Source organism: Bacillus sp. FSL R7-0166, assembly GCF_038008935.1.
GTDB classification, from domain to species: Bacteria; Bacillota; Bacilli; order Bacillales; family Bacillaceae; genus Bacillus; species Bacillus altitudinis.
The window spans coordinates 412,588-435,325 of sequence record NZ_JBBPAC010000001.1; the positions used below are offsets into that span (position 1 = coordinate 412,588).

Sequence of the window (22,738 nt, forward strand, 5' to 3'; positions counted from 1 at the left end):
CGTATGAACCAATTATTTAAAACCTTTGAAAAAAAATCAGATCTGATTCAGCTTATTTGTTTTCCTTTTGCAGGCGGATATTCCGCCTCTTACCGTCCGCTCTTTGAACAGCTGAAGGACACGGCCGAAGTGACAGCAGCAGAGCCTCCGGGTCATGGAACGAACCTCATGCCGCTTGAAACAAGCATTGACCGGCTGGCTGAATTGTATAAAGAAGGACTGACAGGCAAATTAAACCGTCCATTTATTTTGTTCGGACATTCCATGGGCGGACTTGTGGTGTACAGGCTGACTCAGTTGCTAGAAAGGGAAGGCATCGATCCGGCAGCGGTTGTCATTTCTGCCATTCAGCCACCGCAAACAAAAAGACAAATATTGACCCATTTATCGAATGAAGCATTTGTTCAGCATATCGCTGAAATGGGCGGGATTCCAAAAGAATTGTTAGAGAACAAGCCAATGATGGATTACTTTACACCATCCTTACGTGCCGACTATCAAGCATTAGAATCCTTCCAGCACACAGACAAAACAATCATCGAATCACCCGTTTATTTATTGAACGGAAAGCAAGATAAGAAATGCATGGAAGACGCAGACGGCTGGCTAACATGGGCAAACGCCATCGAACGTACTGATTTCGAAGGAGGGCACATGTATATCAACACACACCTCGAGCAGTTCGCAGAACATATGAGGCATGTCATTGAGCAGACAACAAAAAGGCAATTCATCAGCCAATAAAAGAAAACAACGGCCCCGTCAAACGAGGGCCGTTTTCTTTATGAATTCCCCTTCCTCACCACATTCCCGCCAATCACTCCGCCAATGACGAGCACAGCCCCGATGAGGTGAACCATATCAATCGTTTCATGTAAAATAAGCACGCCAGCGGCAATGGTAATGAAAGCAGAAAGGTTGTTAAAGATACTCACCTTTGCTGCTTCAAGGTGGGAAAGAGCATAGTTTGATAAATACGCTGTGAGCAGTGATGAGAGAATGCCTAAAAAGAGCATAGACCATACAAAGGATGGCTGCGTAAACGGACTGAAAAACTGCGGTAGTGTAGTATTTACCGAGTGCCGAATGAGAGCAGCAGCATTAAAGAAGACAAATCCAAAGAATGTCATCACGAAAGTCAGTTCAATGACATGGAATCGCCGTGTCATCATCCTGGCAAATACGCTATAGGCACTGGATGATAAGGCTGAAAGTAAGATCAGCACATAACCAATGAGATGAGAATGTTTCACATCAATTCCCTTCACCACAAAGAGGAGCATCACCCCGGACACAGAAAGAATGGTAAACAGCACCTGGATCGAGGTAGGACGTTCCTTTAAACACCATGCTGCAAGCACCATTGTCAAAATAGGGATGGTCGCCTGAATAATGCCGGCCTCTGATGAAGAGGTAAACATCAGCCCCCACACTTGAAATGCAAAAAACAACACAGGATAAAGCAAGGAAAATGGCACAATGTAAATGAGATCACGCCATTGAATGGAAAAACGATACTTTTTTCGTAAAAATGGAAATAACAAAAGAGCCGCTGCGAAAGAAACAGTAAATCGGTGTGCCAATACATCAATTGGATTCGCTGATGCTAAGGCTACTTTGACAAACAAGAATGAAAAACCAATAATACAGGCGTATGCGATCGAAGCAGCATACGCTTTTTGTTTTGACATATCCATCTGAATTCTCCTTACACGAGCATGCATGCTTCAGTTGAATTGACCGGTTCTGTCTTTTTATCGTAAACGGATCAAGTAAAGTGTACAATAAGAGTTATTGATATCTGTACCGGTACAAGGAGGGTAGTGCTGTGAGGAAATATGATCACCTTGTGTTGAATATAAAAAACAAAATCGAGAGCGGTGAATACAATGCTGGAATGAAAATTCCATCCATTCGTCACTTAGCGGCTCAATATGCTGTGAGCAAAAGCACTGTCATAAAAGCACTAGACACATTAGAGCGTGAACACTTGCTGTACTCTGTAGAAAGAAGTGGCTATTTTGTCGTGAAAACCAATCAGTCAGCCGTTAAGAAGGGCAGCACATGGATTGATTTTGCTTCCTCTGCGCCTGATCCCATTGTGTTTCCGTATGTCGATTTTCAGCATTGCATCAATCAAGCGATTGATCTGTATCAAAATGATTTATTTATCTATGGGACCACCAATGGATTACCATCTTTACTGCCAATCATTTCAAAGCGTTTAACGGATTATCAAGTGTTTGCTTCTCCAGAACAGATCGTCATGACTTCTGGTATTCAGCTGGCTTTATCGATTTTAAGCACCATCCCGTTTCCGAATGGAAAACAGACCATATTGGTCGAACAGCCAGGCTATCACCTATTCCTCCAATACTTAGAGAAAAACCAGCTACCTGTCCGGGGAATCCAGCGGACGGAAAAAGGACTCGATCTTCAGGAATTGGAGCGTATCTTCCGAGAGGATGATATTCGCTTTTTCTATACGATGCCAAGATTTCAAAACCCGCTTGGAACGAGTCTGTCGAAACAAGAAAAAATAGCGATTGCAGCCCTTGCGGAAGCATATGATGTCTACATCGTTGAAGACGATTATTTGGCTGATTTAGAATTCGATACAAAAAGAGACCCGATCTATTCATATGATCAGGCGGGGAAGGTCATTTATTTAAAAAGCTTCTCAAAAATCATTTTTCCGGGGCTTAGAACAGGTGCTGTCGTCTTACCAAACGAGCTGATTGGCCCCTTTAGTGAACATAAACGGCTGATTGATATCGACAGCTCGATGCTCTCACAGGCTGCTTTAGAAATTTATTTGAAAAGCGGGATGTTTGAGCGTCATAGAGAAAGGATGCAGGCGACCTATAGAGCTCGATCCAAACAACTTGTGGCCTGTTTGAAAAATGATCAAGGTGCTTATGAGCTGGGAGAAGAGGAGCCAGCTACTCATACCCACGTTCGTGTCGACCGGTCCATTCCGATGAATCAGCTCATTCAGCAGCTAAAAAAGGCTTCTGTGATGGTTCAGCCGATCGACCGCCATTTCATTTCTACTTATCAAAAGGATCCTATACTTCAACTGAACATTTGGCATGTAAAAGAAGAGGAAATCGCACGAGGCGTCGATTTGCTAAAGTCATCACTTCAACAAATTACACGTTATTAAGGCGTGACAGCATGTTCTCACAAGTGAGTATCTCGACGTGCTCAGCCGCAGCGGGTTTTCTTGTACAAACCGCCATTTGGTAGGCAGGATCAAGTGAATATGTTTGGACAACGCAAGGGGCTTCGTGATCAGGTAATCTCAAAGTAGCCTGTCCATCCTCTGACAAGCGAGCGGTAAAGGATGAAAGACCATAGGATATTCCCTTCCCTGTCAGCTTGATAAAAGCCTCCTTCATGGACCATAAATGAAAGAAATAGGCTTCCTGCTGGTCTGCCGGCTGTGATAGTAAATCTTGATATTCGTCAGCTGAAAAAAATCGTTTGGCAATGGCTAAATCAATCGGTTTAATCTCTTCAATATCAATGCCAACAGGCGCATCATCTACTGCGCCCACGACCCAATCACCAGAGTGAGAAAGATTAAAATGAAAAGAAGGAATTTGCCGGACAACAGGCTTTCCATTCCCTTCTGTTTCAAAAATGATCTGTTCCATAGGCAGTGCGTACATCTCATGAATGATGTGACGAATCAGTACCTCACCTAAAAGCGTTCTTCTTGCATCGATCAAAAAACGAAAGCGCTCAGCGGCGGCGCGTTTTTCAAGTGACACAAAAGGCTTCAGCTGTTCTATTTGGTTTCGTGCATTTTTATCATCTAAAGGTTGTAATTGAATAGCGAAAATCTTCATAACGGACCTCAATTTTTTACATTTATTGTACCATTGGATGAACACATGCAAAAGAGAAACAGACATCCTGTTCAATGAAAGCACAAAATGACAGGAAGGTGCGGGCGGTTCTCGATATAGTGGAAAAGGAAGGAGAGGGAAAAATGATTCACTTGATCATGGATAGTATCAATTATATGGAAGAGAGGCTGGATCAGCCTTTGCAGATCGAAGAAGTGGCAGAGGCCGCCTGTATGTCTAAATTTCATTATCAGCGGCTATTCCATATGCTGACGGGAATTGCAGTAGCAGAATATATTCGTAAAAGACGATTAACCCTTGCGGCAGAAGAATTCATGACCAAGCAAGTGAAAGTCATTGATGCGGCGGTGAAGTATGGCTATGAAACCCCAGAGTCGTTTGCGAAAGCCTTCAAGCGGCATCATGGATATACACCGGCAGCAGTGAAAACAGGCGAGTATACAGTGAAAGCCTACCCCCGTCTCTCCTTCGAACTTCAAATAAAAGGAGTCGAACCGATGCATTATCGAATTGTGGAAAAGGATTCATTTTTAATCATGGGCAGAAGACTAAAGACAACAACAAAGAATAGCCAAAACAAACAGGATATTCCCGCCTTTTGGAAGCGTGTCAATCAAGAAGGATGGACGGATTCACTGGCTCATGCAGCTGGAGAACTCGGATATATCGGTGTATGTGCGCATTTTGATGAAACGCTTGAAACATTTGACTATATCATTGGGATTGAGCAAGGTGAGGAAGAACCAGATTCGACCATGACAGTCGAGCAGATTCCGGCCAGTACGTGGGCTGTATTTCAGTCAAAGGGGCCTGTCGAAACCGCTGTGCATTCAACATGGACACGTATTTTCACAGAATGGTTTCCTGCCTCAGGATATGAGCATGCTGGGGGAATGGAGATGGAAACGTATCCTTTAGATGGAGAGATAAATTCTCCAGATCATGTGACATTGATTTGGATTCCAATCCGTAAACAATCATAAAAAAGGCAGCGTATCTCGCTGCTTTTTATCCTTGTGTGAGGACGTGAACACCGTTTGGATCGGTCGTATTCATCCCATGAGAATCCATCATCTTCACTTCAAGTAAAGAGAGACGTTCTCCCTTTTTCCAATGAATAGGTTGTGTCAGACCGTCCAGCAACTGATTTACCGCAGGTGTATGAGTCAAATCAGGTACTGCGATCGTCATCTCGGCAATTGCTTCTTCACCAGTTTCAATCACATCTGTCCGCCGCTGCAATTCAAGCCTTAAGCGCATAGGTGTAGAAAGAAACGTTCTTCGCTCCCCGGTCTGGATTGCCCAGTTTCTCTTTTGCGCTTGTACCAGCAAATGATCATATTCATCATCAGTCACTATAAAGCCGATGTGATCAAAAAGGACTTTTTTACTATAACCAAATGTGATATTGATCTGTCCCTTTCTCATCTCAATGATTCGGAAAGAGGGCTTCTTCTTTCTAAAATCATCCCATGTAAGCGGAGGGGGAAAGGAACCTTCCTTTGCGAAACGCCCTTTTACTTCAAAGCCTAATGAGGTGTACGCCTTCTCTGTCTCCTCAACAAATGGTGTCCAGTAATGATAATGGAAAAGCTGCATCAGAGGATCATCTCCTGTTTTAAGAATATTGCGTCTATTTAGTTTAGCACAAAACAAGCCATTCATTTAGTAGAATGGCTTGTTCTTATCGGGTAAGGGTTTGAACAGGTTTCTCCGCTGTTTTTGTAATGAGCAGTTGCAAGAGCCGTGTCGATTGTGGCAATGAAAAGCGAAGGACGAGTCCAGTAAAGATGGCCGTCAGAATCGTTCCAATGCCAATCGGGCCGCCGAGCATCCATGCAAATAGGAGCACGGTTAACTCAATACCATTTCGAACCCACTGTACGTTCAGCCCCGTTTTTGCTGAGATGAGCAACATTAATGAATCCCTTGGCCCAGCGCCAAGATTAGCTGAGACATAAATGCCAACGCCATACCCAGACACAATCACGCCCGTAATAAATACATATAAAGCAGGTAAATACCCATGTGGTGCAGGTAATACTGCATTAAAGAAATCAATAAACACGCCAATCAGCACCATATTGAGCAGGGCGCCGATCTTTGGAAAAGATTTCGTGAAAACAGATGTCAGTGTCACAATCAGTGCACCAATAATGATCGACCATTGTCCAATGGTTAAACCAAAATGCTGAAACAGTCCATAATGAAAAGCGTCCCACGGACCAATGCCAAGGATCTTTCCCTTCACTGTCAGCGATAGTCCAAAAGCAAGTACAATTAATCCAACAAAATAAAAAAACCAACGTAAAAGATGTTCCCGCTTCAAAAGCTTTCCCTTCTTTCTTAAACACTCGATTTCAATCGTAACATACTCGCACGCCCCTTTAAATGGCTTTGCTTAATGTAATCGCTTACTTTGAAAGAGGTAAAAAAAGGCTGTTCTCACATGATGAGAACAGCCTTTTTGATCATACTGGATTCAAAATCCGATTTAAGAATTGTTTTGTTCGTTCTTCCTTTGGTCGTTTGAAGATTTCTTCAGGAGGACCTTGTTCGACGATGACGCCGCCATCAATAAAAATCACTTCGTCCGCCACTTCTTGGGCAAACTTGATTTCATGTGTGACAACCGCCATCGTCCAGCCTTCTTTCGCTAGATCCTTCATGACCTTTAAGACTTCTCCTACAAGTTCAGGGTCAAGCGCAGAGGTTGGTTCATCAAAAAGCATAAGCTCTGGCTGAATGGCAAGTGCTCGGGCAATGCCGACACGTTGCTTTTGACCGCCTGACAGCTGGAAGGGATACAAATCTTTTTTATCCTCAAGTCCTACCTTTTGCAGGAGCTGAATCGCTTCTTTTCGCACCGCTTCTTTCGGACGGCGCTGGACTTGGACTGGACCTTCCATCACATTCTCAAGAACAGTGCGATGTGGGAACAGATGATAATCTTGAAACACCATGCCTGACTTCCGGCGAAGCTTGAGCAAATCAGCTTGTTTATTTTTTTTAGAAAAATCAATCGAGAAATCATCGAAGGTAAAGGAGCCGGCATTTGGAATTTCAAGTGCATTTAAACAGCGAAGCATCGTTGTTTTTCCTGAACCTGATGGACCAAGAATCGCCACAACCTGCCCTTTGTTGATCGTAAAATCAATCGACTTTAAAATCTCATTTTCACCAAAGGATTTGTTTAAGCCTTTGACTGTTAGCATGTCGTTCCCTCCTTACCTTGCGACATATCGATCAAGTCGTTTTTCAATTTGGTGTTGAACGAGCGATAGAATGAAGCAGAATACCCAATAGATCAGGGCTGCTTCCATATAAATAAATAAAATTTGATCCAAGTTCGCCGCAGCAATTTCCTGTGATTTACGGAACATCTCTGCCACGAGGATTTGGGAGGCAAGCGATGTATCCTTCACCAAACTAATGAAAGAATTAGACAGCGGCGGAATCGATACACGCACTGCCTGCGGTAAAATCACGCGGACGAGCGTTTTGCGATGGGTCATCCCAATCGAATACCCCGCTTCCCATTGTCCTTTTGGAACAGATAGGACGGATGCACGGATAATTTCCGAAGCATACGCACCTACGTTTAAAGAAAAAGCGATGATAGCACTTGGATATGGATCAAGTGTGATATTAAATGTCGGAAAGAAATAGAAAATAATAAACAATTGCACAAAAAGCGGCGTTCCGCGAACGGCCGACACATAGATGGAGAAAATCCATCTGAGGGCTTTGATTTTAGACATTCTAGCAAGAGCTGTCACAAGCGCGATAAAAAGACCAATAATGAAGGCAATGATGGCAAGGGGGATTGTATAATAAATCCCCTGCATCACCATTGGCCAAAAAGATTGCTGAAGAAGATCCCAAGGAATGACGACTCCTAGGGTATTACTTTGTAACATCTTCACCAAACCATTTCTTAGAAATCTTAGCAAGTGTACCGTCTTTCTTCATTTCTTTTAATGCGCCATTCACTTTGTCAACGACTTCGCCGCTGCCTTTTCTGAAGGCAAAATACGTTTCTTGTGGATCTCCTGTTTCAAATGCAACTTTTAGGTTTTTGTTACCGCTTGTTTTCAAGTAATTCAAGACAGCTAATTTATCATTGAACGTCAAATCAGCACGCCCTTGCTGAATCAATTGAATGGATTGTGCAAGACCTTCAACCCCTTCAATTTTAGCGCCAGCATCTGTAGCTAATTTGTTATAGTTACTTGTTAATGATTGCGCTGCTTTTTTGCCTTTCACATCAGAAAGTTTCTTGATGTCATTGTTATCTGATTTTGTCACAACAATGGCTTGAGACGTTGTGTATTTATCAGAGAAATCATATTGATTTTCACGTCCAGTTTTACCAACTTGGTTCGCTACCACATCAAAACGTTTTGAATTCAGACCAGCAAACATGCTGTCCCATTGTGTTTCTTTGAATTCTGGTTTTAAGTCAAGACGTTTTGCGACTTCTGTGATGACCTCGACATCATAGCCAGTTAATTTATCTGTCTTTTTGTCATGGAAGGTGAAAGGAGCATATGTACCTTCTGTACCGATGGTTAATACGCCTTTATCCTGAATGGACTTCCAAAGGTCACCTGATTCCTTAGACCCAGATTGTTTATTTGCGCTGTCGTTTGCAGCTGATCCACATGCTGTGATCAATGCAACACAAGCGCCTAAAATAATGGCAAAGAACATTTTTTTCATTTTATTCCCCACTTTTCTTGTTGGTATTTACAACATATGATCTTACAGAGAAGCAACCTAAAAGTAAAGCATTTGAAACTAGCTTGAGCGAATCTCACCAACTTTATGCCTTGAACTGGTTGAACGGATAAACGATAGAACTATACCCAAAACAAAAGGTGGATAAAACCAAACGCATTCTCAAACGATGATGAAGAGAGTTCGATTGATGAGAATGTGAGATAGACTACTTAATGGCAAAATATGCTATGATTTTCACATCGAAAGAAGTTTATGTGAGTGTTGATCAGTCGACTTAAATGACTTTTTAAAGTACACGATCCTCCAGTGAACAAACGGAATAAAAGGGAAGTGTGATCATTTGCATACATCGAAACAAAAACCCGTCATGATTTTAGTACACGAAATATACGGAATAAATGATCATATGAAGAGTATGATCGATCATTTTGACAAAGCTGGTTTTGAGGTTTATTGTCCTCATTTATTAGGACAGGCTAAACACTTCCCTTATGCCAGTGAGAATGAGGCATATGACTACTTTATGAATAAAGTTGGTTTTGATGAATCGGTAAAGATCGTATTGAATGTGGCAAAAGAGTTAAAAACGAAAAATGCAGAGAGAGACATATGTCTGATAGGTTTTAGTGTGGGGGCAACAATTGCTTGGCAATGCAGCCAATATGATCAGTTGTTTACCGGAGTCATTGGATTTTATGGTTCAAGGATAAGAGATTTTCTCGATATGACGCCTACCTGCAATATGCTGTTATTTTTCCCGGAAGTTGAAGCATCTTTTAACCCTCGAGAGGTTGCGAATGTTTTGGAGAAAAAGGAAAAGCTTTGCGTGAAAATAGTAAAGGGGCAGCATGGGTTCGCCAATCCAGATTCTACGACTTTTCACGCTGAATCTAAAAATCGCTGCTTTCAAGATATAGATGGTTTTATCAAAGAGTGTCTACAAAAGGAAAATGACTCATGACTGTTTGAAATGAGACTCGAATAGAGGGAAATGAAACCAGTGTGTCATGTAAGTTTGCATGCTGGTTTTTTCGTGCAATTCTTTTGGATATATGGCATCCTATCAAATGATCAGAATCACCGTATAGTTGTGCGAACATTACTAAAATAAAGACTTTGAAACAGTGACGATAGAAGGAAGCATATTTATTATAAAAGATGTATAATTAGTAGGTTGTTTTGAAAATGGAATAATCACATGGAGACATGTTTTGATAACAGAACATCTTAGAAGAAGGAGGGCATCATTGTGGATGTTGGACAAAATCAGCCCGAACAATTGAAAAGGGCGATGACCTCCCGCCATTTATTTATGATTTCTCTTGGCGGTGTCATTGGGACAGGCTTTTTCCTTGGAACAGGCTATACGATTGGACAAGCAGGGCCAGTTGGAGCTGTTCTTTCCTATATAGTGGGCGGATTGATTATGTATTTAACCATGCTGTGTCTTGGAGAGCTGTCAGTCGCGCTTCCTGTGTCGGGGTCGTTTCATACGTATGCGACGAAATTTGTGAGTCCTGCAGCGGGATTTGCTGTTGGCTGGATTTATTGGCTTGGCTGGGCAGCTACTGTGGCGCTGGAATTTTTATCAGCAGGGCAGCTGATGAGACGCTGGCTTCCACAAGTGGATGTGTGGATTTGGTGTCTCATATTTGGGCTGTGTTTGTTCTTATTAAATGCCAGATCAGCGAAAGCGTTCGGGGAGTCGGAGTTTTTCTTTTCAACCATTAAGATTGTTGCCATCTTACTATTTATTGGCGTAGGCGGAGCGGCGATGTTTGGTTTTATTCAAACGACGAGCGGGGAACCAGCTCCTTACTTTAGTCATTTTGTGAGTGACGGTCTGTTTCCGAATGGCTTGCTGGCCGTTGTCGTCACGATGATCACGGTGAATTTTTCGTTTCAAGGGACGGAGCTGATCGGGATTGCGGCAGGAGAAAGTGAAAATCCGGAGAAAACCGTGCCTCGCTCGATTCATCAGACGGTATGGCGTACCCTTGTCTTTTTCGTTTTATCTATTTTTGTCTTAGCGGGTATGGTGCCTTGGAAAGAAGCGAGTGTGCTGCAAAGCCCATTTGTCACTGTGTTTGAGAGAACGGGCATTCCTTATGCGGCAGATATCATGAACTTTGTCATTATCATTGCTTTATTATCTGTGGCGAACTCTGGCCTATATGCCTCTACGAGAATGCTGTACTCTTTGTCGAAGGAAGGAATGGCAGGGAAGGCGTTTAGACGAGTCAATCAGCGCGGTATTCCGATGAATGCCTTACTGCTCACCTTCCTGTTTACAGGGATTTCGTTATTATCCGGGTTCTTTGCAGAGAAAACGGTATTTGCTTGGATCGTGTCTATTGCGGGCATGAGTGCCCAAACCGGCTGGATTACGATTACATTATCACAGCTGCTTTTCCGCAGAAGATATTTGAAAGCAGGCGGAAAGCTGGAAAACCTAAAATTTAAAACCCCTCTTTATCCGGTACTGCCGATCATTGCGATCACGCTGAATTCGATTGTGCTAATCAGTCTTGCCTTTGATGCGGAGCAGCGGATTGGGCTGTATGTCGGCGTACCGCTCATGATCATTGGATATGTTGTCTATCACCGCTATGTGAAAAAACATCAGGTGAAAAGTGAACCGCTCCAGCTGCAAATCCACGGAGATGATGAGATTCGGTTTTAATTCAAAAAAAGAAGCCTTCCCATTTGGGAGGCTTCTTTTTCAATTTAATGCACGCCTTTCATCGCTTTCTTAATCACTGGTGTCAGCAATAGCATCACAACACATAAAACGATGGCCAGCAATCCGATGATCCCGAAATAGACGGTTTCTGGCACTTTATCAAACAGCTTGACCACTTGTGCATTGATCGCCTGTGCCATTGCATTGGAAAGGAACCAAAGGCTCATCGTTTGCGCTGAGAAGGCAGCAGGTGCCAGTTTTGTTGTGGCTGACAGCCCAACTGGTGATAAGCAAAGCTCCCCAATCACGACAAGGAAGAAGCTTAGAACGAGCCATAGTGGGCTTACAAGTGTATTTGGTCCAGACATGTAGGCAGGAATGATCATGATGATGAAGGATAATCCTGCGAACAGAAGGCCAAGTGAGAATTTAATCGGGGTAGACGGCTGTTTCTTACCTAGTCTGACCCATAACCAAGCAAATACTGGTGATAGGAGCACAATAAAGATTGGGTTCAATGATTGGAACCAAGAAGAGGCTAATGTCATGCCAAGGAAATTCAAGTTTGTTCGCTGATCTGCATATGTCGCTAAAATATTTGAGCCTTGTTCTTGAATGGCCCAGAACATCACCGCAGCTAGGAACAATGGAATATAAGCGAGTACCCTCGACTGCTCCACTGCACTCGTTTTTTGACTAAAATACATCACAATAAAATAAACAATTGGAATCAGCACACCAAGGACACTGACAAACCAAGTGAATAGATTAATCGTGAGCGCTCCTGTTTGAATACCGATGACAGCAAAAACAGCAAGGACAATCACGATCAATGTACCGAAAATTTTGAAGTTCTTGCGTTCAGCAGCTGATAGTGGATTTGTGACATAAGTGCCGGCAAGTCCAAGATTCGGCTTTTTCGTGATGACAAACGTAATCAGTCCAACAAGCATACCAACGGCAGCGAGTGAGAAACCAAGGTGGAAATTCACTTTTTGACCGAGTGTTCCGACAATTAATGGGGCGATAAAACCACCCATATTGATCCCCATATAGAAAATACTGAATCCAGAATCCCTGCGAGGGTCTGTTTTTGTATACAGGTCACCGACTATGTTTGATACGTTCGGCTTTAGGAGACCTGTCCCAATAATAATCAGCCCCATACTAATAAAGAGCGCTGTTGCACCGCTAGGCAGTGCCAAAATGACATGACCAAGCATAATGAAAACCCCGCCATAAAAGACCGTACTGGACGAACCAAATACCCGGTCGGCGAGCCATCCGCCAATAATGCCTGACATATAGACAAGCGCACCATAGACAGACATGATCGAATTAGCGGTTGTCTGGTCGAAACCAAGACCGCCTTTTGTCACCTCTGTGTACATATAATAAATAAGCAGTGCACGCATGCCATAATAAGAAAAACGCTCCCAAAATTCAGTGAAAAACAGTGTGTAAAGCCCTTTAGGATGTCCAAAAAACCCTTTTTGAGGAACACTTTTAACAATTTTATCGTGGTCAATTGTAGACATGGCATAGATCCTTTCTTAAAAAAAGAGATATGAGAAAAATGATATTCTTGTATAGTTCTTGTGTCAATATAAAACTATTCTAAAACAGGAAAATGTTAGTTCAATAGGCGTAAAGACTCAAAAAGATGAAAAATTCGCTCAAGTAAAAATCATCGGAAAGTTATTTCGGAAGAATTTATATAAAATTTGAAATATCGTACAAGCAAACCTTTCCCACATGCATAGGATGACAAGAGGACATGTGAAAAAAGGAGGGGTTTTCATTGGGGGATGTAAATAAATCTGATCTGAAGAAACCCGTTGTCAATGTAATAGACTTTGGCGTGATTGCTGACGGGAAAACGGACTGTACAGCGAAACTGAACGAATGCCTGGAATGGACAAAAGCACAGGGCTACTCCCACGTCTGGTTGCCGAGTGGAACGTATCTAATAGATGCGGTGTACAGGGGGGATCAATTTTTTCCTTTTCGTAATGCCGGCATACGAGTGCCAAGTCATATTTGTATTGAGATGGCATCAGATGCCGTTATCAAAGTGAAACCAAATGATTCGTGGGGATATGCAGCCTTCTATATTGGAGAGGTAGAGCATGTGACCATTCGGGGCGGGCGGATTGAAGGCGACCGTGATGAGCATGTGTACAAGGCACTCCCGCCAGAAAGAAAAACACATGAATGGGGCTTCGGGGTGTGTATTGAAGGTGCTTCCCATGTGAATATCGATCGTGTTCAAATCAACAATTGTACGGGAGACGGTATCATTGTCAGTCCGCACGGTTTATTGACACATATCGAATCGTACTCGCCAGCTTCGTCTATTCATATTTCTGGCTGCACCATCACTGACTCAAGGCGAAACAATATGTCTATTACAGGCTGTGATGGTGTCATTGTGGAAGACTGTTTGCTTGAAAGGGCAGGGGTGAACGGGGTCGAGCCAAAAATGGGCATTGATATTGAAGGATACGGGGAAAATGCGACCAACTTGGAGGAACCGCTGAATATTCAAATTCGAAACAACATAGTCAGAGGCGGCGCAGCCAGCTCTATCTATAATTTCAATGGCTATGGTGTGATCATTGAAGGCAATCAAACGGACAGCAGTATCTCCTATGGCTTCGCCACTGAAATGATCATTGCGAATAATTTGATTCGTGCAGTGGGAGGGGGCGTGACAAAAGCAGGGATTACGAGCTTAGGCGTGCCGCTTGATCAATCGGAAAACAATGTGATCATTATTGGCAATATGATTGAAGGATTTGAAAAGGGGATTGATGTGAGGGGAGACAGCGTGCACATCACAGGTAATAAAATCAGTCTTTTTGAAGATGCGGCTGTGTCTGTCTATATGGCCAATCGTATTTTAATAGAAGGAAATCATATTGAGTCAGGGACAAACACACGGCTTAGAAGTACATCGCTGCGTATTTATCAATCAGACAGCATTGTCTTTTCAAACAATACCGTCTACTCTGTCATCGATGCGGCGATGGTCAGAGGAACGAATATCTTAATTCAGCATAATCAATTCAAGGAATTCAGCCGAGGGATATGGGTGCAGGAGGGAGAAGCGGGGATCAACGGCAATCACTTTATTCAAGAAGGACATTCACAGCTCGCATCTTCGTATACGATCAGCGTGACAGGAAATGCAAAGGCTTTCATATGGCAGAATCGTTTTAAGCACTATCAAAACTATGCCGTCTACAGCAATACGACCGCTCCTTTAGAGATTAAAGACAATTCCTTTGAAGAAACGTCCTTATATGTGGTGATGTATATTAAAAATGGCTCACCCCAAATTGGAGATAACCGCTTTTATTTAAATCGTTCGATCGGACAGCCGACAGCCGTTTTTCTTGATGAGGTTGTCTCAGCACGTGTGCTGCGGAATAACATCATTAATCTCTCTCCTCAAAAAGCGATTGCCGTCCGCACCGTATCTTCCACTCATTCGGTGATTGCCCATAATGTACTGGAGCGCAGTCAATTGATGACACACTCCACGGACCGGCTCATCGGAAATATTGAAATTGATCCGCCGTAAACGCCTGTAAATCCCTTTTTTTGGAGGTTCAGAAGGCGGTTGACAATCATGTAAAAAGGGCATATAGTAATAATTATTTTTCATTTTTCACAACATTTGCCCTTTTTTTATGGATAAAACCGATTAATTCAATAAGAAAAATGTATCTTGTAAAATAATAACTTGATACAAGGAAGATATAGAAAGGATGAAGAACAAGTGTCACAGCCGAAACGGAAGCTCAAGCTAGGCGTATTCATCGCAGGAACTGGACATCATGTCGCCTCTTGGAGACATCCGAAAGCAGTACCAGACGCAGCGATGAATCTTGATTACTTTAAACAATTAGCGAAAAAGGCCGAGGAAGGGAAGCTGGATTTGCTCTTTTTAGCCGACAGCTTATCAATTAATCATACATCTCATCCAAATGTATTAACGAGATTTGAACCGCTCACCCTGCTTTCTTCGATTGCAGAGTCTACCTCTACAATTGGTTTAGCAGCAACAGCATCCACTACATACAGTGAGCCATTCCATATTGCGAGACAGTTTGCCTCACTCGATCATTTATCAGGCGGACGAGCAGCATGGAATGTGGTCACATCTTCTATTGAAGAAACAGCGAAAAATTTTAGCGGAGAAGAGCATTTAGCGCATCACAAACGATACGAACGAGCTGAAGAATTCGTCGATGTCGTCAAAGGTCTGTGGGATTCTTGGGAAGAGGACGCACTTGTTAGAAACCAAGAAACGGGAGAATTCTTTGAGTCTAGTAAGCTGCATGAGCTGCAGCACAAAGGTGAATTCTTCTCCGTACGGGGTCCGCTTAACGTATCACGCACCCCTCAAGGACAGCCGGTGATCATTCAAGCAGGGTCTTCTGAAGATGGTCAAAAGCTTGCGGCTAAAACGGCTGAGCTCATTTTCACGGCACAAAACGATCTCGACAAAGCGAAGGAATTTTACCAAAGCTTGAAGGGGAAAGTAGAGGCTACTGGACGAGCGAGAGAAGATGTCAGCATCATGCCGGGCATATTCCCAATCATTGCCGATACAGTAGAAGAGGCAAAAGCGAAGTATGAAGAATTACAAGAGCTGATTGTTCCAGAGATCGGCCTTAGCATTTTACAAAACTACTTAGGGGGTATTGATCTTTCGCAGTATCCACTAGATGGACCGCTTCCAGAGATTGATCCAAGCGCGTCAAATGCCGTGAAAAGCCGCTTTGACCTTGTGATGAATATGGCGAGAAAGGACAACCTGACCATTCGCCAGCTCTACCAATCTGTTGCAGGGTCCCGTGGGCACCATATCTTTATTGGAACACCAGAGCAGCTAGCAGATGTGATGGAGACATGGCTCGTTGAGGAAGCAGCCGACGGTTTTAACGTGATGCCGCCATTATTGCCAGAAGGACTTGATGCCTTCGTAGACCGCGTCGTTCCGATCCTTCAGGAAAGAGGCCTGTTCAAAACAGAATACACAGGACAAACTTTACGAGAAAATCTCGGATTAAAACAGCCAAAAAATCGCTACACGACATAAAGGTGAGGTGACTAACGTTGGGATATACGTTTCGTCTGGCAACTGAGGATGATATAGAAGCGTTGCTTGAACTGACAACAAGAGCCTATGAGCCGATTCGTGAGCTCGGCATCCAGTTCCAAGCAGCACATGCAGATATCGCCCTCGTTCAGAAAAATGTACAAAAGAACCTTTGCTATGTAATGGAAGAAAACGGAGAGCTTCTCTCCACCTTATCACTCCGTATGCCTTGGGGAGAACAGCCAGGACCATTCGGCGTTCCGCATATATGGTGGTTTGCTTCAGAACCAGCGGCAAAAAAAGGCACAGGCTCAGCCTTGCTTGAGTGGGTTGAAACGGAAGTGCTAAGGGACACACTAAAGGTACCGTGTGTCTCTCTTGGGACAGCTGATAAGCATCCGTGGCTCATGGACATGTATGAGCGTAAAGGCTATGTCAGAGCAGGTGAAAAGGATCTAGGCAAAGGTCATATCACCATTTATTTTAAAAAACAATTAAGATCAGATATTACACAACCATAAGAGGAAAGAAGGGTGTACGAACATGAAAAACAAAAAGTGGCTAGTTGTTTTATTTGCGGCAATGCTTGCGGTGTTAGCGGCATGCGGCGGGGGCAATCAGAGTGAAGGAAAAGATGAGAAAGTGCTTAAAGTGGGCGCTACAGGCCAAAGCTATCCATTTGCTTATAAAGAAAACGGCAAACTAGTAGGATTTGATGTCGAGGTCACAGAAGCCATTGCGAAAAAACTAGGCTACAAACTAGACTGGCAGCTGAGTGAATTCAGCGGACTCATGGGCCAGCTGACATCTGGTAAGCTGGATACTGTATCAAACCAAGTTGCGATTACAGATGAGCGTAAACAAACGTTCAACTTTACAGATACGTATGCATACGCAGGAACACAAATCATTGTCAAGAAGGACAACAAGGACATTAAAGGACTTGATGACTTAAAAGGAAAAACGGTGGCGGCTGTTCTTGGCTCAAACCATGCCAAAAACCTAGAGAGCAAAGACCCAGACAAGAAAATCAACATCAAAACATATGAAACACAAGACGGTGTCTTAAATGAAGTTGCAAATGGCCGTGTAGATGCTTACGTCAACGGACGCAGTGTCTTGTTAGCTCAAATTGAAAAAACAGGACTTCCACTCAAAATCGTCGGCAACCCAATCGTATATGAAGAAGTCGGCTACCCATTTGCCAAAGATGAAAAGCACGACAAGCTAAGAGAAGAATTCAATAAAGCGATCAAAGAATTAAGAGAAGACGGAACACTGAAGAAATTGTCTGAGAAATATTTCAAAGACGATGTCACAGTGCCGATTAAAAAATAACAACAGCGGCGGTGAAAAGCAGACATGAATCACATTGATTGGCAGTATATGGTGACGGTTTTTCCAACCTTGATTCAATACTTGCCGATAACGATCTTCATGGCGATTGTCTCCATGGTATTTGCCATTATCATTGGTGTGGTATTCGCGCTTATAACGAAAAACCGGATACCTGTCTTATACCAATTTGCCAAGCTGTATATTTCTTTTTTCAGAGCGGTTCCAACTTTGGTTCAGCTCTTTCTCATTTATTTTGGTCTTCCGCAGCTATTCCCTGCGATGACCTCAATGGATGCTCTAACAGCGGTCATTATCGGTTTAAGTATTAAAAACTCAGCGTACTTAGCAGAAATTTTTAGAGCGGCTCTTAATTCAGTGGATGAAGGGCAGCTTGAGGCCTGTTTATCTGTCGGCATGACAAGATGGCAGTCTTACGTCAGAATTATTTTCCCGCAGGCCGTCAGAAATGCCATTCCAGCGACGGGGAATACCTTTATTGGTCTTTTAAAAGAAACATCGCTTGCCTTTACCATTGGGGTGGCAGAAATGTTTGCGCAAGGGAAAATGATTGCATCGGCCAACTATAAGTACTTTGAAACGTATTTAGCGGTTGGCATTGTGTATTGGGTGCTCACCATCATTTATAGTTTCCTGCAAGACCTATTTGAACGAAAAATCAGCAAACCTTACCGGAATTAAGGAGGTGTGGACATGATCAAGCTCACCAATTTGAAAAAATCATTCGGCGACCTTGTCGTCTTAGACGGAATTAATCTTGACGTGCAAAAAGGGCAGGTTGTGGCCATTATCGGACCTTCTGGCTCCGGTAAATCAACATTGCTGCGCTGTCTAAATCTATTAGAAACGCCAGATGAAGGTACGATTGAAATTGGCGATGCGAAGCTGAATGCGTCTAAATATACACGTAAAGAAGCCCATCACCTGCGTCAGCAAACGGCCATGGTGTTTCAAAACTATAATTTATTCAAAAACAAAACAGCCCTGCAAAACATTACAGAGTCACTGCTTGTGACGAAAAAAATGACAAAACAGCAGGCAAATGAAATTGGTATGAAGCTATTGAAACAAGTAGGGCTAGAACAAAAAGCTGACAGCTATCCGGTCACACTATCCGGCGGTCAGCAGCAGCGAATCGGGATTGCCCGTGCGTTAGCGGTCGATCCACATGCGATTTTGCTGGATGAACCAACGTCAGCACTAGATCCAGAGCTTGTCTCAGGTGTGCTTCAAGTCATTAAATCCATTGCCATCCAAGAAACAACGATGATCATCGTGACACATGAAATGGCGTTTGCAAGAGAAGTAGCAGATCATGTGATTTTTATGGCAGATGGTCATATCATTGAGCAGGGAACGCCAACCGAACTATTTGACGAAACGAAGAATGAACGAACAAAACGATTTATCCAAAAAGAAGCAGCGGCTGAAGAAGCATAAGCTGCTTTTTACTCTTTAGAGGGGTGAGTATCAGTGAAATCATTAGGAAATCAAGCTTTAAACAAACGTTTAAATAACATACGCCGAGCGCTTCATGAGCATCCAGAGCTGGCATTTGAAGAGTATGAAACGACAAAAAAACTACGAGGCTGGTTACAAGAGGAAGGGATCACAGTGCTCGATTTCCCAGATCTTCAAACAGGAGTCGTTTGTGAAATCAAAGGAGAACAAGAGGGACCAACGATTGCTCTGAGAGCCGATATTGACGCACTTCCAATTGAAGAGGCATCTGGTGAACCATTTTCTTCAAAGATACAAGGGAAAATGCATGCATGCGGCCATGATTTCCATACCGCTTCGATTTTTGGTGCGGCCGTCCTATTAAACGAACGGAAACATGAGCTCAAGGGAACAGTGCGCATTTTGTTCCAGCCGGCTGAGGAAGTGGCGCAAGGAGCGAAACACGTCATAGAGGCGGGCGTCTTAAATGGAGTGGATGCGATATTTGGTATGCACAATAAACCTAACCTGCCAGTTGGCACCATCGGGATAAGAGAAAAAGCATTAATGGCGAGCGTCGATCGGTTTGAAATTGACATTAAAGGAACGGGTGGTCATGCTGGAATTCCAAATCACACAATTGATCCGATTGCCATCAGCGGTCAGATCACAAGCGCCCTACAGCAAATTGTCAGTCGCCGCATTAGTTCTTTGCATCATGCGGTTGTCAGCATCACACGTATTCAAGGCGGCACATCATGGAATGTGATACCTGATCGCGTCGAGATGGAAGGGACCGTTCGGACGTTTGAACCTGAAGTGAGAGCGATGATTCCAGATCTCATGAAACAAATCGTGAGCGGTATCGCAGAAGGGTTTGGCGCAAAGGCAGATGTGAAATGGCATCCGTATTTGCCTTCTGTGATGAATGACGAGCGTTTGACAAAGGTTGTGGAAGAAACGGCAGGAGCGCTTGATCTCGCAGTAGTAGAGGCAGAGCAGTCACCAGGCGGAGAAGACTTTGCCCTTTACCAAGAGCGCATTCCAGGCTTTTTTGTCTGGATGGGGACGAGCGGTACCGAGGAATGGCATCACCCTGCCTTTACGTTAAATGAAGAGGCAATCCCAGTCGCTGCTGCTTTCTTCTCCGAGCTTGCGGTTCGGGCGTTGGAGTCAAGAACATGGAACTAACGAAACAGCTCGCAGAGGAAGTGCTCTCTGCTGATCCGTTGCAAGATCAACAGGCCATTCAAATGGCTCGAAACGGTTTGTTAGACGCTGCGGCAGCAGCGCTTGCTGCAAAAGAGGATGAAGGGATTCAGAAGCTCATGGCGCTCGTGGAACAAGAAGGCGGCGCGGCTCAAATTCCTGTCATTGGACAAGGGAAGAAGGTCAGCCGTCAATCCGCAGCCATGCTAAATGGCTATCTGATTCACGCCCTTGATTATGATGATGTGCATTCTGATGTGAGAGGACACCCAAGTGCGGTCATCATCCCGGCCTTGCTTTCCCAGCTGACCAACGGGGAGGCGTACGGTGATCGATTTCTAGCAGCCTACATTACTGGCGTCGAAGTGATGGCAAGGCTAGGTGAATCCATCGGCAAGTCGCATTATGAGCGGGGCTGGCATAATACCGGAACTCTCGGAGCCATTGCAGCAGTCTGTGCGATTGGTTATTTGAAACAAGTTTCACAGAAAGAGCTGGCGAAAGCGATCGGCTTTGCTGGTGCGCAATCAGCTGGAATGCGAAAGCAGTTTGGGACTGATATGAAACCATTGCAAGCTGGCTTAGCCGCTAAAACAGCCGTATGGTCCATGGATTTAGCTTGCTCAGATTTTGGCGGGAGTGAATCGGTTCTGGATGGAGAGCTGGGCTTCTTTTCTCTCTATGGGGATCAGAAACTAGCGGAAAGACGTTTGCTAGAGGACTATGGCACTGCGTGGCGTATCGTGTCGCCAGGTCTATGGTTTAAAGTGTATCCGTTCTGTTCAGCGGCGCATCATGCAGCCGATGCGATCGAGTCATTAGTACAAGAACACTCTTCCTTACAGGAGAAGATCGTACAGGTCGACGTCATGTTTCCGCCTGGCGGTGATGCAGCACTCACGGAGCGGGCACCTTTGACGGGAGAAGAGGGACGATTTAGTGTCGAGTATGTCATCGCATTAGCGGTGTTTGGACAACCTTTATCACTGGATGCTTTTACGAAAAAAGCCATTTCACCAGAGCTGCGGACATGGATGAAGCGGGTAAATAGAGTGTATGTTCAAACGATAGAACCCCATCCAGACGCAGTGCCAAAAGGACGTTTTACGATTGTAAAGCTCACCTTATCTGACGGCACCATCATCAGCAAACGAGTCGATATTCCTCGGGGAGCACCAGGCTGTGCGTTATCGACAGAAGACATCATACAAAAGTTAAGCAGCGTCACCAGCACATCAAAGGCAAAGCAGCTTTTACAGGCGGTTGAAGAGGGAAATGACGCTGCCTATCTGAAGTTGCTCGTGTGATATGAAAAAAGCTCATCTTTGGAGATGAGCTTTTTTAAATGTCTTTATTCTTATAAGAGTGAATACACTCTATGACGTCAAAGAAGATATTCTCTTCGTCAGGTAACAATTGATCTTGATCTACAACAATCACATTTAAAAACGACCCTATTCTATGACAGAGGCAAAACGAGTTTTATCTTTTAGGTGTATTTTTAAAGGTATCAAATCGCAAATCGACGAATTTAGTAGTACGTTTAAAGATTTAAATCATTGATATGAAGGGAGTATGAAATGTTAACGATTCGTCGTATCTATCAAAAAAATTATCCTAAAGGAAAACAAGTATATTATCAATATACATCTGAAAAATACTATGATATTCATTTGGAAACCAGTCACAATGGTTGGAACATCTCCCTTACAGAAGAAGAATTTGAAGCGCCAGTTAAAAAAAATCTAAAAGAGGAGATTTTCGATCCATATAAAGAGGATTCAGAGGTTTACGTGTCAGAGATGAATGGTGAAGAAACTGGAATTATAGTCATTCAACACATGAAATGGAATAATACATTACTCATTCATGATTTATATGTGGATAAACAATTTAAAAGAAAAGGTATTGGCAGCACTTTCATTAAAATGGCAAAAAAACGCGCTCGTGAATTGAGAGTTAGAATGATTGTATTAGAAACCCAATCATCCAATTTTCCAGCTATCCAGTTTTATTTGAAAAATGGCTTTCAACTGATTGGATTAAATGTCAACTCTTATTCAAATGAAGATATAAAGAAAAAGGAAATTCGCATCGAAATGGGGTGCCTTATAGAAAATCACAATTAGCTTCGTTAGGGCACACCGCCCTCGATATGCATGTCCAGTTCCAAACTGTTTTATATAGACCATTTATAACGATCAGGAAGCGTGTCATTTCATTCTTTTACTAAATGGGAGACTTCTTCATCTGAAAGAACGTAAATGACACTGTCCTCATCTTAGACTATCCTCTGCAATTCCTTCATTTTGCCATTCTACT

The 22,738-nt window shown here is 43.3% G+C and carries 22 protein-coding genes; 14 read left to right on the top strand and 8 right to left on the bottom strand.

From position 1 onward, the window contains the following. The first annotated feature begins 3 nt into the window (after nt 1-3). Nucleotides 4-744 (top strand): thioesterase II family protein, encoded by a 741-nt coding sequence (locus NST01_RS02000; protein WP_100325552.1) that lies wholly within the window; start codon nt 4-6, stop codon nt 742-744. A 38-nt stretch (nt 745-782) separates the two neighbouring features. Here the strand turns inward: NST01_RS02000 and NST01_RS02005 are convergent, their stop codons facing one another. Continuing rightward, nucleotides 783-1,697, bottom strand: coding sequence for a DMT family transporter (locus NST01_RS02005; RefSeq protein ID WP_135226888.1), 915 nt, complete (start codon nt 1,695-1,697; stop codon nt 783-785). A gap of 131 nt (nt 1,698-1,828) precedes the next feature. Here NST01_RS02005 and NST01_RS02010 point away from each other — a divergent pair, with 131 nt between their 5' ends. After that, nucleotides 1,829-3,166: an aminotransferase-like domain-containing protein gene (locus tag NST01_RS02010; RefSeq protein ID WP_135226887.1), complete on the top strand. Its 1,338-nt coding sequence runs from the start codon at nt 1,829-1,831 to the stop codon at nt 3,164-3,166. On the opposite strand, the gene NST01_RS02015 is transcribed toward NST01_RS02010, so the two are convergent. After that, nucleotides 3,153-3,854 carry a 4'-phosphopantetheinyl transferase family protein gene (locus NST01_RS02015; RefSeq protein ID WP_035390484.1) on the bottom strand — a complete coding sequence of 234 codons (702 nt, stop codon included), beginning with the start codon at nt 3,852-3,854 and terminating at the stop codon, nt 3,153-3,155. The genes NST01_RS02010 and NST01_RS02015 overlap by 14 nt on opposite strands. 143 nt (nt 3,855-3,997) lie before the next feature. Between NST01_RS02015 and NST01_RS02020 the strand changes: the two genes are divergently transcribed. Beyond that, on the top strand, nt 3,998-4,858 hold the full coding sequence (locus NST01_RS02020; protein WP_284564878.1) for an effector binding domain-containing protein: 861 nt from the start codon (nt 3,998-4,000) through the stop codon (nt 4,856-4,858). A gap of 25 nt (nt 4,859-4,883) precedes the next feature. Here the strand turns inward: NST01_RS02020 and NST01_RS02025 are convergent, their stop codons facing one another. From NST01_RS02025 to tcyA, 5 genes are all read right to left on the bottom strand, one after another. Further along, nucleotides 4,884-5,474 carry a hypothetical protein gene (locus tag NST01_RS02025; RefSeq protein WP_341041405.1) on the bottom strand — a complete coding sequence of 197 codons (591 nt, stop codon included), beginning with the start codon at nt 5,472-5,474 and terminating at the stop codon, nt 4,884-4,886. An 85-nt stretch (nt 5,475-5,559) separates the two neighbouring features. Then, complete coding sequence (locus tag NST01_RS02030; RefSeq protein WP_007498187.1) at nt 5,560-6,204, bottom strand: YczE/YyaS/YitT family protein; 645 nt, start codon at nt 6,202-6,204, stop codon at nt 5,560-5,562. A gap of 142 nt (nt 6,205-6,346) precedes the next feature. Next, on the bottom strand, nt 6,347-7,090 hold the full coding sequence (locus NST01_RS02035; RefSeq protein WP_007498183.1) for an amino acid ABC transporter ATP-binding protein: 744 nt from the start codon (nt 7,088-7,090) through the stop codon (nt 6,347-6,349). A gap of 12 nt (nt 7,091-7,102) precedes the next feature. Next, complete coding sequence (locus tag NST01_RS02040) at nt 7,103-7,795, bottom strand: amino acid ABC transporter permease (RefSeq protein ID WP_017366604.1); 693 nt, start codon at nt 7,793-7,795, stop codon at nt 7,103-7,105. Further along, on the bottom strand, nt 7,782-8,597 hold the full coding sequence (gene tcyA / locus NST01_RS02045) for a cystine ABC transporter substrate-binding lipoprotein TcyA (protein ID WP_007498178.1): 816 nt from the start codon (nt 8,595-8,597) through the stop codon (nt 7,782-7,784). The genes NST01_RS02040 and tcyA overlap by 14 nt, the downstream gene beginning before the upstream one ends. A 361-nt stretch (nt 8,598-8,958) precedes the next feature. Here tcyA and NST01_RS02050 point away from each other — a divergent pair, with 361 nt between their 5' ends. After that, nucleotides 8,959-9,579 carry a dienelactone hydrolase family protein gene (locus NST01_RS02050; protein ID WP_025206736.1) on the top strand — a complete coding sequence of 207 codons (621 nt, stop codon included), beginning with the start codon at nt 8,959-8,961 and terminating at the stop codon, nt 9,577-9,579. Nucleotides 9,580-9,867: 288 nt separating this feature from the next. After that, nucleotides 9,868-11,301, top strand: a complete 1,434-nt coding sequence (locus NST01_RS02055) for an amino acid permease (protein WP_008347282.1) — start codon at nt 9,868-9,870, stop codon at nt 11,299-11,301. Nucleotides 11,302-11,345: 44 nt separating this feature from the next. Here the strand turns inward: NST01_RS02055 and NST01_RS02060 are convergent, their stop codons facing one another. Beyond that, nucleotides 11,346-12,839: a peptide MFS transporter gene (locus NST01_RS02060; RefSeq protein WP_052320311.1), complete on the bottom strand. Its 1,494-nt coding sequence runs from the start codon at nt 12,837-12,839 to the stop codon at nt 11,346-11,348. A gap of 263 nt (nt 12,840-13,102) precedes the next feature. Here NST01_RS02060 and NST01_RS02065 point away from each other — a divergent pair, with 263 nt between their 5' ends. The 9 genes from NST01_RS02065 (at nt 13,103) to NST01_RS02105 (ending at nt 22,545) form a co-directional block, all read left to right on the top strand. Further along, the gene (locus NST01_RS02065) at nt 13,103-14,887 is read left to right on the top strand and encodes a right-handed parallel beta-helix repeat-containing protein (protein WP_053069919.1); all 1,785 of its coding nucleotides are present in this window, start codon (nt 13,103-13,105) and stop codon (nt 14,885-14,887) included. Nucleotides 14,888-15,085: 198 nt separating this feature from the next. Beyond that, nucleotides 15,086-16,411, top strand: coding sequence for an LLM class flavin-dependent oxidoreductase (locus NST01_RS02070; RefSeq protein WP_341041406.1), 1,326 nt, complete (start codon nt 15,086-15,088; stop codon nt 16,409-16,411). A 17-nt stretch (nt 16,412-16,428) separates the two neighbouring features. Further along, on the top strand, nt 16,429-16,932 hold the full coding sequence (locus NST01_RS02075) for a GNAT family N-acetyltransferase (RefSeq protein ID WP_341041407.1): 504 nt from the start codon (nt 16,429-16,431) through the stop codon (nt 16,930-16,932). Between the two features lie 22 nt (nt 16,933-16,954). Further along, nucleotides 16,955-17,749 (top strand): amino acid ABC transporter substrate-binding protein, encoded by a 795-nt coding sequence (locus NST01_RS02080; RefSeq protein WP_008347268.1) that lies wholly within the window; start codon nt 16,955-16,957, stop codon nt 17,747-17,749. A gap of 24 nt (nt 17,750-17,773) precedes the next feature. After that, complete coding sequence (locus NST01_RS02085) at nt 17,774-18,448, top strand: amino acid ABC transporter permease (RefSeq protein WP_007498163.1); 675 nt, start codon at nt 17,774-17,776, stop codon at nt 18,446-18,448. A 12-nt stretch (nt 18,449-18,460) separates the two neighbouring features. After that, nucleotides 18,461-19,207, top strand: a complete 747-nt coding sequence (locus NST01_RS02090; RefSeq protein ID WP_007498162.1) for an amino acid ABC transporter ATP-binding protein — start codon at nt 18,461-18,463, stop codon at nt 19,205-19,207. A gap of 33 nt (nt 19,208-19,240) precedes the next feature. Then, nucleotides 19,241-20,398 carry an amidohydrolase gene (locus tag NST01_RS02095; protein WP_341041408.1) on the top strand — a complete coding sequence of 386 codons (1,158 nt, stop codon included), beginning with the start codon at nt 19,241-19,243 and terminating at the stop codon, nt 20,396-20,398. Continuing rightward, nucleotides 20,389-21,723: an MmgE/PrpD family protein gene (locus NST01_RS02100; RefSeq protein ID WP_341041409.1), complete on the top strand. Its 1,335-nt coding sequence runs from the start codon at nt 20,389-20,391 to the stop codon at nt 21,721-21,723. Before NST01_RS02095 ends, NST01_RS02100 begins: the two co-directional genes overlap by 10 nt. Before the next feature lie 273 nt (nt 21,724-21,996). Beyond that, a complete protein-coding gene (locus NST01_RS02105) occupies nt 21,997-22,545 on the top strand; it encodes a GNAT family N-acetyltransferase (RefSeq protein WP_008347257.1) in 549 nt (182 codons plus the stop codon). Nucleotides 22,546-22,738 lie beyond the last annotated feature (193 nt).

Coding starts and splice junctions, on each gene's coding strand:
- NST01_RS02040 (WP_017366604.1), bottom strand. CDS start 7,795: ATGTTACAAAGTAATACCCTAGGAGTCGTCATTCCTTGGGATCTTCTT.
- NST01_RS02105 (WP_008347257.1), top strand. CDS start 21,997: ATGTTAACGATTCGTCGTATCTATCAAAAAAATTATCCTAAAGGAAAA.
- NST01_RS02005 (WP_135226888.1), bottom strand. CDS start 1,697: ATGGATATGTCAAAACAAAAAGCGTATGCTGCTTCGATCGCATACGCC.
- NST01_RS02020 (WP_284564878.1), top strand. CDS start 3,998: ATGATTCACTTGATCATGGATAGTATCAATTATATGGAAGAGAGGCTG.
- tcyA (WP_007498178.1), bottom strand. CDS start 8,597: ATGAAAAAAATGTTCTTTGCCATTATTTTAGGCGCTTGTGTTGCATTG.
- NST01_RS02085 (WP_007498163.1), top strand. CDS start 17,774: ATGAATCACATTGATTGGCAGTATATGGTGACGGTTTTTCCAACCTTG.
- NST01_RS02060 (WP_052320311.1), bottom strand. CDS start 12,839: ATGTCTACAATTGACCACGATAAAATTGTTAAAAGTGTTCCTCAAAAA.
- NST01_RS02080 (WP_008347268.1), top strand. CDS start 16,955: ATGAAAAACAAAAAGTGGCTAGTTGTTTTATTTGCGGCAATGCTTGCG.
- NST01_RS02090 (WP_007498162.1), top strand. CDS start 18,461: ATGATCAAGCTCACCAATTTGAAAAAATCATTCGGCGACCTTGTCGTC.
- NST01_RS02025 (WP_341041405.1), bottom strand. CDS start 5,474: ATGCAGCTTTTCCATTATCATTACTGGACACCATTTGTTGAGGAGACA.
- NST01_RS02000 (WP_100325552.1), top strand. CDS start 4: ATGAACCAATTATTTAAAACCTTTGAAAAAAAATCAGATCTGATTCAG.
- NST01_RS02100 (WP_341041409.1), top strand. CDS start 20,389: ATGGAACTAACGAAACAGCTCGCAGAGGAAGTGCTCTCTGCTGATCCG.
- NST01_RS02015 (WP_035390484.1), bottom strand. CDS start 3,854: ATGAAGATTTTCGCTATTCAATTACAACCTTTAGATGATAAAAATGCA.
- NST01_RS02035 (WP_007498183.1), bottom strand. CDS start 7,090: ATGCTAACAGTCAAAGGCTTAAACAAATCCTTTGGTGAAAATGAGATT.